This is a genomic window from Streptomyces flaveolus (assembly GCF_044765825.1).
In the GTDB taxonomy this organism is placed as follows: Bacteria; Actinomycetota; Actinomycetes; order Streptomycetales; family Streptomycetaceae; genus Streptomyces; species Streptomyces flaveolus.
This window is the reverse complement of record NZ_JBIWKU010000005.1, coordinates 247,984-262,231: the sequence shown is the minus strand read 5'-3', so window position 1 is coordinate 262,231 and position 14,248 is coordinate 247,984. Positions and strand designations below refer to the sequence as shown.

General features: G+C 74.6%; 14 protein-coding genes. 8 read left to right on the top strand and 6 right to left on the bottom strand.

Features of this window, described 5'->3' with window-relative positions; translation table 11 throughout:
- The first annotated feature begins 48 nt into the window (after positions 1–48).
- Together ACIRG6_RS17595 and ACIRG6_RS17590 are read left to right on the top strand one after the other, a co-directional pair.
- On the top strand, positions 49–1,035 hold the full coding sequence (locus tag ACIRG6_RS17595; protein WP_403323430.1) for an alpha/beta hydrolase family esterase: 987 nt from the start codon (positions 49–51) through the stop codon (positions 1,033–1,035).
- A 38-nt stretch (positions 1,036–1,073) separates the two neighbouring features.
- On the top strand, positions 1,074–2,708 hold the full coding sequence (locus ACIRG6_RS17590) for a penicillin-binding transpeptidase domain-containing protein (RefSeq protein WP_403323428.1): 1,635 nt from the start codon (positions 1,074–1,076) through the stop codon (positions 2,706–2,708).
- An 18-nt stretch (positions 2,709–2,726) separates the two neighbouring features.
- Here the strand turns inward: ACIRG6_RS17590 and ACIRG6_RS17585 are convergent, their stop codons facing one another.
- Together ACIRG6_RS17585 and ACIRG6_RS17580 are read right to left on the bottom strand one after the other, a co-directional pair.
- Positions 2,727–2,939 (bottom strand): twin-arginine translocase TatA/TatE family subunit, encoded by a 213-nt coding sequence (locus ACIRG6_RS17585; protein ID WP_239765078.1) that lies wholly within the window; start codon positions 2,937–2,939, stop codon positions 2,727–2,729.
- Positions 2,940–3,059: 120 nt separating this feature from the next.
- The gene (locus ACIRG6_RS17580) at positions 3,060–4,055 is read right to left on the bottom strand and encodes a sporulation protein (RefSeq protein ID WP_403323427.1); all 996 of its coding nucleotides are present in this window, start codon (positions 4,053–4,055) and stop codon (positions 3,060–3,062) included.
- A gap of 295 nt (positions 4,056–4,350) precedes the next feature.
- On the opposite strand from ACIRG6_RS17580, the gene ACIRG6_RS17575 reads away from it, so the two are divergent.
- The 4 genes from ACIRG6_RS17575 (at position 4,351) to ACIRG6_RS17560 (ending at position 8,032) form a co-directional block, all read left to right on the top strand.
- Positions 4,351–5,739: a hemolysin family protein gene (locus tag ACIRG6_RS17575; RefSeq protein WP_403323425.1), complete on the top strand. Its 1,389-nt coding sequence runs from the start codon at positions 4,351–4,353 to the stop codon at positions 5,737–5,739.
- A complete protein-coding gene (locus tag ACIRG6_RS17570; protein ID WP_239765081.1) occupies positions 5,736–6,758 on the top strand; it encodes a hemolysin family protein in 1,023 nt (340 codons plus the stop codon). Before ACIRG6_RS17575 ends, ACIRG6_RS17570 begins: the two co-directional genes overlap by 4 nt.
- A gap of 456 nt (positions 6,759–7,214) precedes the next feature.
- On the top strand, positions 7,215–7,586 hold the full coding sequence (locus ACIRG6_RS17565) for a MerR family transcriptional regulator (RefSeq protein WP_225638826.1): 372 nt from the start codon (positions 7,215–7,217) through the stop codon (positions 7,584–7,586).
- A gap of 242 nt (positions 7,587–7,828) precedes the next feature.
- On the top strand, positions 7,829–8,032 hold the full coding sequence (locus tag ACIRG6_RS17560) for a cold-shock protein (RefSeq protein WP_003975194.1): 204 nt from the start codon (positions 7,829–7,831) through the stop codon (positions 8,030–8,032).
- A gap of 105 nt (positions 8,033–8,137) precedes the next feature.
- Here the strand turns inward: ACIRG6_RS17560 and ACIRG6_RS17555 are convergent, their stop codons facing one another.
- Entirely contained in the window at positions 8,138–9,484 is a 1,347-nt protein-coding gene (locus tag ACIRG6_RS17555) for a hypothetical protein (RefSeq protein WP_403323421.1), read from the bottom strand.
- 113 nt (positions 9,485–9,597) lie between these two features.
- On the opposite strand from ACIRG6_RS17555, the gene ACIRG6_RS17550 reads away from it, so the two are divergent.
- Positions 9,598–10,839: a molybdopterin-dependent oxidoreductase gene (locus ACIRG6_RS17550; protein ID WP_365020282.1), complete on the top strand. Its 1,242-nt coding sequence runs from the start codon at positions 9,598–9,600 to the stop codon at positions 10,837–10,839.
- Between the two features lie 346 nt (positions 10,840–11,185).
- Here ACIRG6_RS17550 and ACIRG6_RS17545 read toward each other — a convergent pair whose 3' ends face one another.
- The 3 genes from ACIRG6_RS17545 to ACIRG6_RS17535 are packed head-to-tail and all read right to left on the bottom strand — an operon-like array spanning position 11,186 to position 13,349.
- Positions 11,186–11,989 carry a class I SAM-dependent methyltransferase gene (locus ACIRG6_RS17545; RefSeq protein ID WP_365020280.1) on the bottom strand — a complete coding sequence of 268 codons (804 nt, stop codon included), beginning with the start codon at positions 11,987–11,989 and terminating at the stop codon, positions 11,186–11,188.
- A complete protein-coding gene (locus ACIRG6_RS17540) occupies positions 11,986–12,618 on the bottom strand; it encodes a TIGR04282 family arsenosugar biosynthesis glycosyltransferase (RefSeq protein ID WP_364819524.1) in 633 nt (210 codons plus the stop codon). The genes ACIRG6_RS17545 and ACIRG6_RS17540 overlap by 4 nt, the downstream gene beginning before the upstream one ends.
- A 2-nt stretch (positions 12,619–12,620) precedes the next feature.
- Positions 12,621–13,349: a glycosyltransferase family 2 protein gene (locus ACIRG6_RS17535; protein WP_364675612.1), complete on the bottom strand. Its 729-nt coding sequence runs from the start codon at positions 13,347–13,349 to the stop codon at positions 12,621–12,623.
- A gap of 115 nt (positions 13,350–13,464) precedes the next feature.
- Between ACIRG6_RS17535 and ACIRG6_RS17530 the strand changes: the two genes are divergently transcribed.
- Positions 13,465–14,247, top strand: coding sequence for a response regulator transcription factor (locus tag ACIRG6_RS17530; protein ID WP_364675615.1), 783 nt, complete (start codon positions 13,465–13,467; stop codon positions 14,245–14,247).
- Position 14,248 lies beyond the last annotated feature (1 nt).

Genomic DNA, 14,248 nt, shown 5'->3' with positions numbered 1-14,248 from the left:
CCATATGAATCTTGGACAGGGGCCGGAGGGTCTTGCTCTGCTCGGGGCATGCGCTCCCTCCGTGACCTCGTCCCGATCCCCCGCCGGTGGCCCGGCGCGCTCGTCCTCGCCCTCGCGCTCCCCCTGACCGGCTGCGCCACCGATCCCGACCGGCCCGCCGCGAAGCCGGCGGTGAGCAGCTCGACGCCGGCCGGCGGCACGGCCACTGCGGCGCCGGACGCCCGCGAACAGCTGCGCGTGGACGGCCGCACCCGCGGCTACCTCCTGCACCGGCCGGCCGTGGCAGGCGACGGACCCAGGCCTCTGGTCGTCGCCTTCCACGGCCGGGGCTCGGACGCCGCCGGACTGCGGGAGCAGACCCGGCTGGAGAAGGCCGCCGGGGCGCGCGGCATGCTCGTCGCCTACCCGGAGGGTCTCGGCCAGGGCTGGGGCGCGGGCACGCAGAAGACCGCGCGGCGCCCGGATCCCGACCTGGACGTGCGGTTCACCGAGGCACTGGTCGAGCACCTGGTGCGCACCGAGCACGCCGACCCCGGGCGGGTCTACGTCGCCGGGTTCTCCAACGGCGGCTCGATGGCGCTGCGCGTCGCGGCCCAGCGCCCCGGCCTGCTGGCGGGAGCGGCCTCGGTCTCCGGCCAGCTCCCCTCGGGCGCCGCCGCGGTGGAACCCACCGGCCCCGTGCCCGTCATGGTCGTCTACGGCGCCGACGACCCCGTACGCCCCCTCGCGGGCTGGCCCTCCCCGCCGCCGGACCCCGAGGAGCCGATCGTGCCCACCAGGTCGGCCCGGGACAGCGCGGAGGCCTTCGCCGCCGCGGGACACGCCGGCCGCCCGGTCACCGAACGGGAACGCGGCTACGACCGCACCGTCTGGCACCTCGGCGGTGGTCCGGCGGCCACGGTCCAGCTCCTCGTCGTCCACGACGCCGGCCACACCTGGCCGGGCTCGTCCATCACCCCGCCCCCGGGCTTCGGCCCCACCAGCAGGGCCCTGGACGCCACCGACACGATCCTCGACTTCTTCGCCGCCGCCTGACCGGTGCCGCGGTCCCGTCCCACAGAACAGGAACCCTGATGCCGGACACTCCCCGCCTCACCCCTCCCGGCCGCCGCCGTCCGCGGGGCGGCGTGCGGGCCGTCACCGCCGTGGCGGTGGTGCTCGCGATCGCCGCGGGCGGCTCGTACGCCGCCGGGCTCGGTCCCTTCGCCCGCGGCGACGACGGTCCCGACCCCGCCGCGATGAAGCAGGCGCGCGCCTTCCTCGCCGACTGGGCCGCCGGGCGGCTGCCGAGTGCGGCCGGCCGCACCACCAGACCCGGCCAGGCGCGGGAGGTGCTGCAGAGCTTCACCGCCGGGCTCGACATCGCCAAGCCCGTGCTGACGGCGGCGCCGGAGGCGGAGGAGGCCGAGGACGGGACCCTGGCCGTCCCCTTCACCGCCAGGATGCCGATCACCGGCCTGGGCACCTGGACGTACGAGTCGCGGCTGCCGCTGCGCGAGCAGAAGGACGGCGACTGGAAGGTGGACTGGCGGCTGTCCCTGGTCCACCCCCGGCTGAGCGACACGGAGAAGTTCCGGCTGGAGCGCGAGGAGACGGCCCCGCCCGAGGTCACCGACCGCGCCGGAACCTCCCTCACGGGCGCCGACCACCCCTCCCTGGCCCCGCTGCTGGGCCGGATCGCCGGATCGTCCGGCGGTGGCCCGCGCGGCGCGGTCGAGCTGATCGACCGGGCCACCGGTCAGCTGGAGCGCACCGAGGCCAGGTTCGGCAAGGAGCCCGACCCGGCGACCGCGGACCGGCCCGTCCGCACCACCCTGGACGCCGGCTGGCAGTCCGCCGCCGAGGAGGCCCTCGCCGAGGCCGACGGCAAGAACGCCGCCCTCGTCGCCCTGCGCATCGACAACGGCGAGATCCTCGCCCTCGCCAACTCCCCGGCCGGCGGCTTCAACCGGGCCGCCTCCGGCACCTACGCGCCCGGCTCCACCTGGAAGATCGTCACCAGCAGCGCCCTGCTGCTCAAGGGCGCCGTGAAACCCGACGAGGTCGTGGACTGCCCCAAGTACCTGACGGTGGGCAAGGAGTTCCACAACGTCGAGACCTCCGAGCACCCCGGCGCCACCTTCCGCAAGGACTTCACCGAGTCCTGCAACACCGCCTTCATCAGCCTGCGCGGCAAGCTCGACGACGGGGAACTGGGCGAGGTCGCCCGGACCTACTTCGGCGTCGGCCAGGAGTGGCACGTGGGCATCCCGACGTACGACGGGTCCGTGCCGGTGCCGAAGGACGAGACGGAGAAGGCGGCGTCGATGATCGGGCAGGGCCGGATCCAGGCCAACCCGCTGATCATGGCGTCGGTGACGGCCACCGCGGTCTCCGGCGAGTTCCACCAGCCGTCCGTCACCGCGGGGAACGAGGACACGACCCGCACCGAGCCGCTCCCCGACGAGGTCGTCACCCAGGTGCGCGAGATGCTGCGCGCCACCGTCACCGACGGCACCGCGCACGTCCTGGGCGACCTGCCCGGCGAGGTCGGCGCGAAGACCGGCACCGCCGAGGTCTCCGACGACCAGGACAACAACGGCTGGCTCGTCGCCCACCGGGGCAACGTCGCCGTCGCCGCCGTCGTCGAGGAGGGCGTCACCGGCGGCGGCTCCGCGGGCCCGATCGTGCACAGCCTGCTGTCCGCCGTACCGGACGACCCGTCCTGAGACCCGCCCGCCGGGCCGTCAGGTGTCCTCGCGCCGGACCGTCTCGCCGGGGATCACGCGCGGCGTCCCCGGTGCCTCCGCCGGGGCCTGCTCGTCCTTGGCGGCCCGGGCCTCCGCCTTGAGGATGCGCGCCGACTTGCCCGCCGAGCGGGCCAGCTCGGGGAGCTTCTTGGCGGCGAGGACGGCTATGACGACGACGAGAATGATCGCGAGCTCGCTCAGTCCGAACACGGCGCTCCCCAGGTGGCATGCGGTCCGGGCCCGTGACCCGGGCCCGGTCGGAATCTACGGCAGGACCCGATGGCGATCCACCGTCTCGTATCTACAGGCATGTAGAAGCTACCAGGCGGCTCAGCCCTCCTCTCCGTCTTCTTCCTCCTCGCCGTCCCCGTCGCCCTCGAAGAAGTCCCCGATCTCGTCCACGACCTCGGCCGCCACCATGCCGCCGGCGACGCCGACCGCGAGCCCGGCCGCGCCCGCCGCGACGGCGGTGCCGACGCCGGGGCCGGAGTGGTGCCCCGGCTCGTGTCCGTGGCCGCCCGTGTGCCCGTACACGGCGTGGGAGCCGTAGGACGCCCGGTGCTCGACGAGCTCGCGGATCCAGCCGTCGACGAGGCCGGCCCAGTCCTGCGCCGCGACCCCCTCGTGCGGAACGGTGAAACGGCTCAGGGCGTCGTGGCCGTCCCCGAGCGGCCCCCCGCGCTTGTCCGCCTCCAGGACCACCTCCAGCCCGCCGGGCGCGGCCAGGAAGGTCAGCTCGATCTCGCCCACCTGATGGGCGTACCGCGGCGCCGGGGTGAGCTCGACCTCCTGGTAGAAGGGCAGCTGCTGCCCGGTGCCGCCGATGCGGCCGTACTCCAGGTCGGCCGAGCGGAAGCCGAAGCCGAGCTGCCCGAGGGCCTCCAGGACGGCCTCCTGCGCGGGCAGCGGCGCCACGGTCAGCGGGTCCAGGTCGCCCTTGTCCCGGGCCCCGGCGACCGCCAGCTCGGTGCGCACGCCGAGGACGACGCCCAGCGGCTGCCCGTGCAGCTCGGTGACCGGGGTCTCCCAGGGCAGCGTCACCGAGAAGGGCACGCTGTGCCGTTCCCCGGCGGCCAGCCGGAAGCCGCCGCCGACGGTGAACCGGCCGAAGGCGACGACGCCCTCGCTCTCCCCGTCCGCGTGCTCGGCCTCCACCCGGGCCACCAGCTCCAGCGCGACGAGCTCGACGTCGAAGCCGGTGGTGCCGCCGACGAGGTCGACCCGGCCCGACAGCGCACCGCCCGGCCGGGCCGCGCCCGGGTCGAGGACCGTGTCCACCGTGGGCCCGCCCACGCCGAGGGAACCGAGCAGCCGCTTGAACACCATCGAGGCGTTCACTCCTTCACATTGGTGCGGGAAACATGTGTGCGGGAAGACATGCGTGCGGGAACAACCCGAACCATCAGGCCGTTCTCTACAGGCGAGTAGAAGCATAGGGGTCCACGGACTCCCGATCTCTTTGCTCGTCCTTTACCATGTGAGGAAACCACGGGCGGCCCGCAGCGGCCCCCGCCGACCCCGTTAAGGAGTCCCGTTCCGTAATGGAGCCCCCCAGTACCGGCCGTGCCACGGACGGCCCGCCAGTCCCCCTGTATGCGCGTGAGGGAAGCGGGGTGGCACGGTGACCGAGGTCCTGCTGCTCCTGCTGGCCCTCCTCCTCACCCTGGCCTGCGCCCTCTTCGTCGCGGCCGAGTTCTCGCTCACCACCGTCGAGCGCGGTGACCTGGAGCGTGCCGCCGAGTCCGGCGAGCGCGGCGCCGACGGCGCCCTGAGGGCCGTCCGCGGCCTGACCCTCCAGCTCTCCGGCGCCCAGCTCGGCATCACCGTGACCTCGCTGGTCATCGGCATGCTGGCCGAGCCGTCGCTCGCGGTGCTGCTGCGCGGCCCGCTGACGGCGATCGGCCTGGGCGGCGCCGCCTCCACGGTGGCGACCGTCCTCGGCGTGGCCCTCTCCACCGTCGTCCTGATGGTCGTCGGCGAGCTGGTCCCCAAGAACTGGGCGATCTCCAGCCCGCTGGCGGTCGCCAAGGTCGTCGCCGGACCGCAGCGCGGCTTCACCGCCGCGTTCGGCCCCTTCATCCGGCACCTGAACAACACGGCGAACCGTTTCGTCCGCCGCTTCGGCCTGGAACCGGCCGAGGAGCTGGCCTCCGCCCGCAGCCCCGAGGAACTGGTCGCCCTCGCCCAGCACTCGGCCGCCGAGGGCGCCCTGGAGGCGGACTCCGCCGAGCTGTTCGTGCGCACCCTGCACCTGAGCGAGCTGACCGCGGAGAACGTCATGACCCCGCGCGTGGACGTCAAGGCCCTGGAGGCCCACGCCACCGCCGCGGACGCGGCCAACCTCACCCACGCCACCGGCCTGTCCCGCTTCCCGGTCTACCGGGACAGCCTGGACGAGGTCATCGGCACCGTCCACATCCGCGACGTGCTGGCCCTGGAGCCCGGGCGGCGCGCGGCCACCCCGGTCACCGAGCTGGCCACCGCACCGCTCCTGGTGCCGGACAGCCTGCCCGCCGACCGCCTCCTGGAGCGCATGCGCCGGACCCGCACCATGGCCGTCGTCATCGACGAGTACGGCGGCACGGCGGGCGTGGCGACCGTCGAGGACATCGTGGAGGAGGTCGTCGGCGAGGTCCGCGACGAGCACGACCCCGTCGAGGTGCCCGACCTGCTGCCCGCCCCCGCCGGGGCGGACGGCCGCGCGGCCTGGGAGGCCGACGGTTCGCTCCGGCTGGACCGGCTCGCGAGCATCGGCCTGACCGCGCCGGACGGCCCCTACGAGACCCTGGCCGGCCTCGTCGCCACCCATCTGGCGCGCATCCCCGCGGAGGGCGACGTCATCGACCTCGACGGCTGGCGCCTGGACGTCCTCGACATCGACCACCACCGCGCCGACCGGCTGCGCATCACCGCCCCCGCACGGGCGGAGTCGGCCGGGGAGCCGGTGGAGCCGGCGGAGCCGGTGGCCGCGGGCCGGTCGTCCCACCGGGAGCCGGAGGTGGCCCGATGACCGCCGTACAGCTCCTCATCGGCGCCCTGACGCTGCTGACCAACGCGTTCTTCGTCGGCGGCGAGTTCGCCCTGATCTCCGTGCGCCGCAGCCAGATCGAGCCGCGCGCCAAGGCGGGCGACAAGCGGGCCCGGATGACCCTGTGGGGCCTGGAACACCTGTCGGCCATGATGGCGACGGCCCAGCTCGGCATCACGGTCTCCTCCCTGGTGCTCGGCGCGGTCGCGGAACCGGCCATCGCGCACCTGATGGAGCCGGTCTTCGAGGCCGTCCACATGCCGCACGCCCTGGTCCACCCGGTGGCCTTCGCGATCGCCCTGGCCCTCGCGACCTATCTGCACATGCTGATCGGCGAGATGATCCCGAAGAACATCGCGCTGGCCGCCCCGGCGACCACCGCGCTGATCCTCGGCCCGCCGCTGGTGGCCCTCACCCGGGCCCTGAAGCCGGTCGTCTTCGGCATCAACGCCTTCGCCAACACGCTGCTCAGGCTGCTGCGGGTGGAGCCGAAGAACGAGGTCGAGGCCGTCTTCACCGACGACCAGCTGGCCCGCATGGTCGTGGACGCCAGCGAGGCCGGGCTGCTGACCCCGGCCGACGGCGAGCGCCTGCGCGACGCGCTGGAACTGGGCACCCGCCCGGTCGGCGAGATCCTCGTGCCCACCCCCAAGATGCGCACCGCCCCGCACACCGTCACCCCGGCCGAACTGGAACGCCTGGCCGCCGAGGCGGGCTACTCCCGCTTCCCGGTCACCGGCCCCGGCGGCACCGTGCTCGGCTACCTGCACATCAAGGACACCCTGGGCATCACCGAGCGCGACCGCCCCTTCCCCCGCAGTGCCCTGCACCGGGTCACCCGGGTCCGCATCGACACCCCCCTGGACGACACCCTCACCGCCCTGCGCGCCGAGGACAGCCACCTGGCCGCGGTCACCGGCGAGACGGGCACGGTCCTGGGCTTCGTGACGATGGAGGACGTCCTGACGGAACTGGTGGGACCGGCGCCGGTGGCGTCGTGACCTGACATCACGCCACGGCGACGGCGAACCACGCGGTCGCCGTGGCCGTCCTCCAGGACAGCATCGGGCGAGCGGACCTGGTCCGCTCGCCCTTTCGCCGAGGTGAGCGCCCTGGCGGCCGTCCCCGGCGGGATCCGCACGCCCGAGGAGCACGAGCTCTCCCGCGCCCCGCTCACCCGGCTCGCCGACGGCGCCGCGTCCGTCGAGGACCTGCTCGCCCGGCACCGCGACCTGGCCGGGGGCACCGCCCGGGGCAGGCACGAGCGGACCGCGCTGCTGCACGAGTGGACCGGCGCCCGCCGACGGGCGGCGGGCGCCGGTCGAGGTCCGGTCCGCGCGGGTCGGATATGTGTTCGCCGCAGCAGGTATCCGACCGGCGCGACTAGAGTTCAGGTGTGGGGGAACCGGATTCCCCGCGGCGGGCCGTGTCCCTCGGCGGTCCGCGGGAAGGTATGCATGCCCTCGGAGAGCAGGCTGGACGCCGAAGGCCGGACGCCGGCCGCCGACCGGCTCGACGACGATCATTACCCTGCGTACACCATGGGCAGGGCGGCCGCGCTGATCGGCGCCACGCCCGGATTTCTCCGCGCGCTCGGTGAGGCCGAGCTGATCAGCCCCATGCGCTCGGAAGGCGGCCACCGCCGGTACTCACGGCAACAGCTCCGCCGCGCCGCCCGGGCCCGCGAGCTGGTCGACCAGGGCACGCCGATCGAGGCCGCCTGCCGCATCGTCCGGCTGGAGGACGACCTGGAGGAGGCGCTGCGGATCAACGAGGAACTGCGCCGCACGGCGGAGCGATCCGGGAGCAGCGGCCGTGGCCGCGGCTGAAAATCTGACACCGGCGAAACAGATATTCGCGGGTAAGCGAGAAGATATCCGCATTCCCATTCCCGCAGTGATTTTCGCCGTGATTTGTTGCCGGGGCGGCCGGGGTATTTCGTGCTAGGCTCGACATCAGTTGCAGTTGTGGTTGCCATTTGCGTTACCGGTTTTTTTCCGGGCAGGTGATCATCGCAGCGATGGGAGGATCCGCACGGTGCGGGTCCCCAGCACTGCCTAGGAGAAAAATCATGGCTTCCGGTACCGTGAAGTGGTTCAACGCCGAAAAGGGCTTCGGTTTCATCGCGCAGGACGGCGGCGGCGCCGACGTCTTCGCCCACTACTCGAACATCGCCACCCAGGGCTTCCGTGAGCTCCAGGAAGGCCAGCGGGTCAACTTCGACGTCACGCAGGGCCAGAAGGGCCCGCAGGCGGAGAACATCGTTCCCGCGTAACACGCGCGAACCGCACATGAGGGCCCGCACCGCAAGGTGCGGGCCCTCATGCGTGTGCCCGGTCCGTGCCCGGGTCCGCGCCCCTGCGGACGCCCGGTGGTCCGCTCACCAGCCGGTCGCGAGCAGATGGTTGAGGAGCAGCGCCAGTACGGCCTGCGCCGCCAGCCATACACGCGGGCGGCCGAGGAAGGCACAGGCCGGCAGCAGCCACAGGGCGAAGGGGAGCCAGATGCGTTCCGTCTCCGCCTTGCTCATGCCGGACAGGTCGGCGGCCAGCAGGGCGAGCAGCCCGGCGGTCACGAGAAGCGCGGCCCGGCCGTCCCCGGGGGCCAGGGACTCGCCGCGCCGCCCGGCGAGGAGCACGCCCCCGGCCCGCCGCAGTCCCGCCACCGTCGCCAGGCCCGTGATGAGCACCGTGCAGGCGAGGTTGGCCCACACCCAGTAGCCGTAGGGGCGGATTCCGGCCGCGCCCTGGTAGTACCGCTCGACCAGCAGGCGGTACGCCTCCCACCAGTCGAACCCGGCCGCGGTGAACGCCACCGGCACCACCGCCGCCCCCGCCAGCAGCGGCACGAACAGCACCGGTCGCTCCCGCACCCCGCGCCGGCCGAGCCACAGCACCGCCGCGCCGATCACCACGAACAGCGTCAGTCCGTACGACAGATAACAGGTCAGGCCGAACAGCAGCCCCGAACCCGCGGCCCACCACAGCGAGCCTCCGGTGACCGCGAGGGCCAGCAGCGCCACGGACCACGCCGCGACCGCCGCGAAGTACCCGTCGGCCGACGTGCCCATCCACACCGCGGCCGGCGTCATGACCAGGAAGGGCGCCGCCCGCCGGGCGAGCCGCTCGCCGGCCAGCGCCCGCACCGCCACCAGCACCGCCACGCACCCCGTGGCGCCCACGGTGATGCACCAGGCCCCGGCCCAGCCCCCGCCCCGCAGCCCGATCCGGTCGAGCAGCACGAAGGTGAGGGTGGCCGCCGGAGGGTGGCCGGCGACGTGGGCGGGCCAGTTGTCGGGGGAGTCGATCAGGATGTGCCGGGTGAAGTCGCGCAGGGTCGCCGGGATGTCGTGCCAGCGGTCGATGACCTGGAGGTACTCGAAACGGGTGGTGAGCCGGACCGCGACGCCCCGGTGCCAGCCGTCGATCAGGGCGAGGGACCAGATCCAGGCGCTCGCCGTGCCCCAGGACGCGGCGAGCAGGACGCGCCACGGCAGACGGGCGGCGACGGACGGGCCGTACGCCACGGTCGCCGCCGCCAGCAGCACGGCCGCGGGCGTGCCGGGACCGACGTGCGGGTCCCAGCGGCCGATCAGCGGCGGCCAGCCGACCAGCAGCGAGTGGTCGGTGGCCTGGATGTGGCGGCCGATCAGTACGGCCGCCACCACGAGGAGCACGGCGGGCACGACGGCGTACAGGTCGCGCAGGCCGGGGCGGGGGCGGGTCACACGGGCACCGTAGGCCGCAAGAGCGGCCGCGGAACGGTGCACACGGCGGACGTCAGCGTTTCGTCATGGGTCGCAGCCCCTCCCCGGGGCCCGGTCCGGCCTACGGTCGGGACATGCGCGACCTCGCCTCACGGCTACCGTCCTCTCCGGGCTTCTGGCGCAGCCCGCTGCGAGGCCGCCGGTTCACGGCGGTGCTCGGCCTCGTCCTGCTCGTCGGCATCACCGTGCTGTTCGTGACGGGCCTGCTCTCCTACGCCGCCTACAACCCCGGCCTGGACCCGGTCAACGACAAGACCCCGGACAAGGGGATCCTCGGCTTCTACCTCTTCGCGTGGCCGGCCGGCCCGGCCTGGCTGTACCGCCTCAACCAGGGTGTCCACGTCACCCTCGGCCTCACCCTGATCCCGGTCCTGCTGGCCAAGCTGTGGTCGGTCGTGCCGCGGCTGTTCACGCTGCCGCCGGTCCGCTCGCTCGCCCACGGGCTGGAGCGGATCTCGCTGCTGCTGCTGGTCGGCGGCGGGCTGTTCCAGTTCGTGACCGGGGTGCTCAACGTCCAGCTGGACTACGTCTTCCCCGGCTCCTTCTACCCGCTGCACTTCTACGGGGCCTGGGTGTTCTTCGCCGCGTTCGCCGTGCACGTCGCACTCAAGATGCCGATCGCGCTGCGCGCCCTGAGGACGCTGCGCGACGAGCGCGACGACGACCTGGCGGCCCCGCGGCCCGATCCGCCCACCGTCTCCCGGCGCGGGGCGCTGTGGCTGGTCGGTGGCGGCTCGCTGCTGATGTTCGTCACCAACGCCGGCCGCAGCTTCGACGGACCGCTGCGGCAGACGGCCGTGCTCTCGCCGCACGGCGGGCCCGAGCCGGGGAGCGGCCCCAACGGGTTCCAGATCAACAAGACGGCCGCGTACGTCGGCATCGACCCGGCCGAGACCCATGAGGACGCCTGGCGGCTCGTCGTCACCGGGCGCACGGGAACCGTCCGGCTCGGCCGGGCCGAGCTGCTGGACATGGAGCAGTACAGCGCGGCACTGCCCATCGCCTGCGTCGAGGGCTGGTCGACGTCCGACCAGTGGTGGCGCGGGGTACGGCTGCGGGACCTCGCCGCGCGCGTGGGCTTCGAGGACGACCCGCCGGACGTGTTCGTCGAGTCCCTCCAGCGGCACGGCGCCTTCCGCAGCGGGGCGCTGCGCGCCAACCAGGTGGCCGACGCGCGCTCCCTGCTCGCGCTGTCCGTCAACGGGGAGACGCTCAGCCTCGACCACGGATATCCGGCGCGGATCATCGTGCCCGCCGCGCCCGGCGTGCTGAACACCAAGTGGGTGACGCGGATGACGTTCGGACACCTGGGATGAGGGCCGTGACGAAGCGGGTGCGGGACCACGCGACCGGGCTCCGGCCCAGGATCGGCAGCCCTTTCCAGATCCTCCTGCTGTTGTGCTCCTTCGCACTCGCCGGTTACGCGGGCGTGCGGCTGCTCGCCGGGGACTGGTTCGGCGTGGCGCTGTGGTTCGTGGGGGCGGCGCTGCTGCACGACCTCGTGCTGCTGCCGCTGTACGCGGTGGCCGACCGGGCGGTCGTCCGAGGGCTGGGCGCGGCCGGACGCCGTGCGTGGGTCCTGTACGTACGGGTTCCGGCCGCGTTCTCCGGGCTGCTGCTGCTCGTGTGGTTCCCGCTGATCAGCGGCCGCGTGGACCGGCGCTACCGGTCGGTCGCCGGGCTGTCGGCGGAGGGCTTCCTGGCCCGCTGGCTGCTGATCACGGCCGCGCTGTTCGGCGTCTCGGCACTGCTCCTGGCGCTGCGGCCGCTGCGCAGCGCGACGAACCGGCGCGCACCCGACGACCACTGAGCGGCGGTCCGCCAGCCGGCGCCGTCCGCGTGGCGGAGCAGGGCGGGCGTGCCGAGCCGCGCCCACGGGAAGCAACCGCCCGCCGAGCGGGCGGCGGTGACGTCGACGACCTGTACCTGGGCGCGTTCGTCGACGTCGGCCTCGGCCGTCTCGGCGATCAGCAGGCCGCCGGGCGTGAGCAGGGCGGCCACGCGGGCGAGCAGGGCACGGGGGTCGCCGCCGATGCCGACGTTGCCGTCCATGAGGAGGACGGTGCCCCAGCGTCCCTCGCCGGGCAGCGGATCGAAGACGGAGCGCCGCAGCGACCGGCCGCCGAGCCGTACGGTGCGGGCGACGGCGGCCTCGCTGACGTCGATGCCGAGGACGGTCCGGCCACGGGCGGAGAGCTCCGCCACCAGCCGGCCCGGCCCGCAGCCCACGTCGAGCACGGCGCCCTCGCACCGGTCCAGCACCTCCCGGTCGACCGCGTCGGCCCGCTCGCACCAGCGCTCCACCTCCAGGGGCAGCAGCCAGCCGTCCGTGCGGCGCAGGAACAGCGGGCCCCGGCCGGCGCGCAGGGCGGCGGCGTAGGGGTCGGAGGCGGCCCAGGGGACCGGGGCGGCGGCCGTGCGGGCGTCCCGCGTGCGGCGCGCCGACCCGTGCGCCGAGCCGCTCATCCGGCCACCCGCCGGTCCGTCACCGCCGGGCACGCGGCCAGCCGGGCGGCGAAGCGGCCGTGCGGGGCCAGTGCGGCGACGGCCCGTGCGTCGGCGGCGGTGTCGACGTCGCGCAGGGGCGGCAGGTCGCGCACCCGCAGCCCGGCCGTGACCAGCCGCTCGCGCTGCACCGCCCCCGTCACCGGCGTCGACATGGGCACGCCCCGCAGCAGCCCGGGGTCGGGGCGGGCCAGGCCCAGCGCCCAGAAGCCGCCGTCCTCGGCCGGACCGAAGTACGCGTCGCAGCCGGAGAAGTCCACGGTGAGCAGCTCCGGCGTCACCTGCGGCGTGTCCATCCCGACCAGCAGGGCCGGCCCGGCGCACCCGGCGAAGGCGTCCGCGAGCCGTTCGTCGAGTCCGCCCGCGCACTGCGGCACGACGTCGAAGCCGGCCGGCAGCCAGGGGCCGGGGACGCCGTCGAGCACCAGTACCCGGCGCCGCGCGGGCGTGGCGGCCACGGCGCGCAGGGTGTCGGCGAGGGCCGCTTCGGCGAGCGCTGCCGCCTGGGCCGGGGTGAAGGGCGGGGTCAGGCGGGTCTTGACCCGGCCGGGACGCGGCTCCTTGGCGATGACGAGGAGGGTGGTCGCCATGCTCACCATGAGTTCCCCCCGCCGGCCGCCTCACGCGGGAGCGAGGGTGCCGGATCCTCGGCCAGGACCCGGCGCATGTCCCGTACCGCGTGCCAGGTGCCGCGCCAGGTCCCCGTCACCTTCGAGGCACCGGTGCGGGGCAGGTAGGGGACGTCGTGCTCGGTGATCCGCCAGCCCGCGTCGGCGGCACGCACCACCATCTGGAGGGGATAGCCGCTGCGCCGGTCGGTGAGGCCGAGGGCGAGCAGCCGGTCGCGGCGGGCGGCGCGCAGCGGGCCGAGGTCGTGCAGGCCGAGACCCGTGCGGCGGCGCAGCATCCGGGCGAGGGCGAGGTTGCCCGCGCGGGCGTGCGCGGGCCACGCGCCCCGGCCCTGGGGACGCCGGCGGCCCAGCACCAGGTCGGCCGTGCCGGCGCGGATCTCGTGCACGAAGGGCGTCAGCAGGCCCGGGTCGAGGGAGGCGTCGCAGTCGCAGAAACAGACGACGTCGGCGGTGGCGGCGGTCAGACCGGCGTGGCAGGCGGCGCCGAAGCCGCGGCGCGGCTCGGTCACGACCGTGGCGCCGAGGGCGCGGGCGAGGTCCGCCGAGCCGTCGGTGGAGCCGTTGTCGACGACGAGCGCGCGCCAGCCGTCGGGGATCCGGGCGAGGACCCAGGGGAGGGCCCCGGCCTCGTTCAGGCAGGGCAGTACGACGTCGACATCCGCAGCGGGCGAGGTGGTCACGGCGTTCACCCTACGAACCCGAACCGGACGAATCGGGCTTCCGCTCCTTACGAAACGCGGACGTCGCGGGTCGTGGGCGCTTCCGGGGACGACGCCGGGCAGAGCGCGGTGCGAGGCTGGGCGCATGCAGCAGCCCCACGAGTCCGCTTCCGCGGCGGCGGTCCCGGCCGGACGCCCCGACGGCTCCCCGGCCGGGCCCGCCCGGGTCCTGGTCGTCGACGACGACCCCACCGTCGCCGAGGTCGTGGCCGGCTACCTGGACCGCGCCGGTTACGTCGTCGACCGGGCGGAGGACGGGCCCGCCGCGCTCACCCGGGCCGCCGCGCACCGGCCGGACCTGGTGGTGCTGGACCTGATGCTGCCCGGCATGGACGGCCTGGAGGTCTGCCGGCGGCTGCGCGGCGGAGGACCGGTGCCGGTCGTCATGCTGACCGCCCGGGGCGACGAGGACGACCGCATCCTCGGTCTGGAGGTCGGCGCCGACGACTACGTGACCAAGCCCTTCAGCCCGCGGGAGCTGGTGCTGCGGGTGGAGTCCGTCCTGCGCCGGGCCCGGCCCGCCACCGCGGTCCGGCCCCCGTCCGCGGCCGGGCTGACCGTCGACCCCACCGCCCGCAGGGCCACCAAGGACGACGCCGAACTGGCGCTCACTCTGCGGGAGTTCGATCTCCTCGCCTTCTTCCTGCGGCACCCGGGGCGGGCGTTCGCCCGGGAGGAGCTGATGCGCGAGGTGTGGGGCTGGGACTTCGGCGACCTGTCCACCGTCACCGTCCACGTCCGGCGGCTGCGCGGCAAGGTCGAGGACGATCCCGCCCGGCCCCGGCTGATCCGGACCGTGTGGGGCGTGGGCTACCGCTTCGACCCGGCCGGGCGGGGAACGGAACCCGGCGGACAGGAGCGGGACTGAT

Coding starts and splice junctions, on each gene's coding strand:
- ACIRG6_RS17595 (WP_403323430.1), top strand. CDS start 49: ATGCGCTCCCTCCGTGACCTCGTCCCGATCCCCCGCCGGTGGCCCGGC.
- ACIRG6_RS17590 (WP_403323428.1), top strand. CDS start 1,074: ATGCCGGACACTCCCCGCCTCACCCCTCCCGGCCGCCGCCGTCCGCGG.
- ACIRG6_RS17580 (WP_403323427.1), bottom strand. CDS start 4,055: ATGGTGTTCAAGCGGCTGCTCGGTTCCCTCGGCGTGGGCGGGCCCACG.
- ACIRG6_RS17570 (WP_239765081.1), top strand. CDS start 5,736: ATGACCGCCGTACAGCTCCTCATCGGCGCCCTGACGCTGCTGACCAAC.
- ACIRG6_RS17565 (WP_225638826.1), top strand. CDS start 7,215: ATGCCCTCGGAGAGCAGGCTGGACGCCGAAGGCCGGACGCCGGCCGCC.
- ACIRG6_RS17560 (WP_003975194.1), top strand. CDS start 7,829: ATGGCTTCCGGTACCGTGAAGTGGTTCAACGCCGAAAAGGGCTTCGGT.
- ACIRG6_RS17550 (WP_365020282.1), top strand. CDS start 9,598: ATGCGCGACCTCGCCTCACGGCTACCGTCCTCTCCGGGCTTCTGGCGC.
- ACIRG6_RS17545 (WP_365020280.1), bottom strand. CDS start 11,989: ATGAGCGGCTCGGCGCACGGGTCGGCGCGCCGCACGCGGGACGCCCGC.
- ACIRG6_RS17540 (WP_364819524.1), bottom strand. CDS start 12,618: ATGGCGACCACCCTCCTCGTCATCGCCAAGGAGCCGCGTCCCGGCCGG.
- ACIRG6_RS17530 (WP_364675615.1), top strand. CDS start 13,465: ATGCAGCAGCCCCACGAGTCCGCTTCCGCGGCGGCGGTCCCGGCCGGA.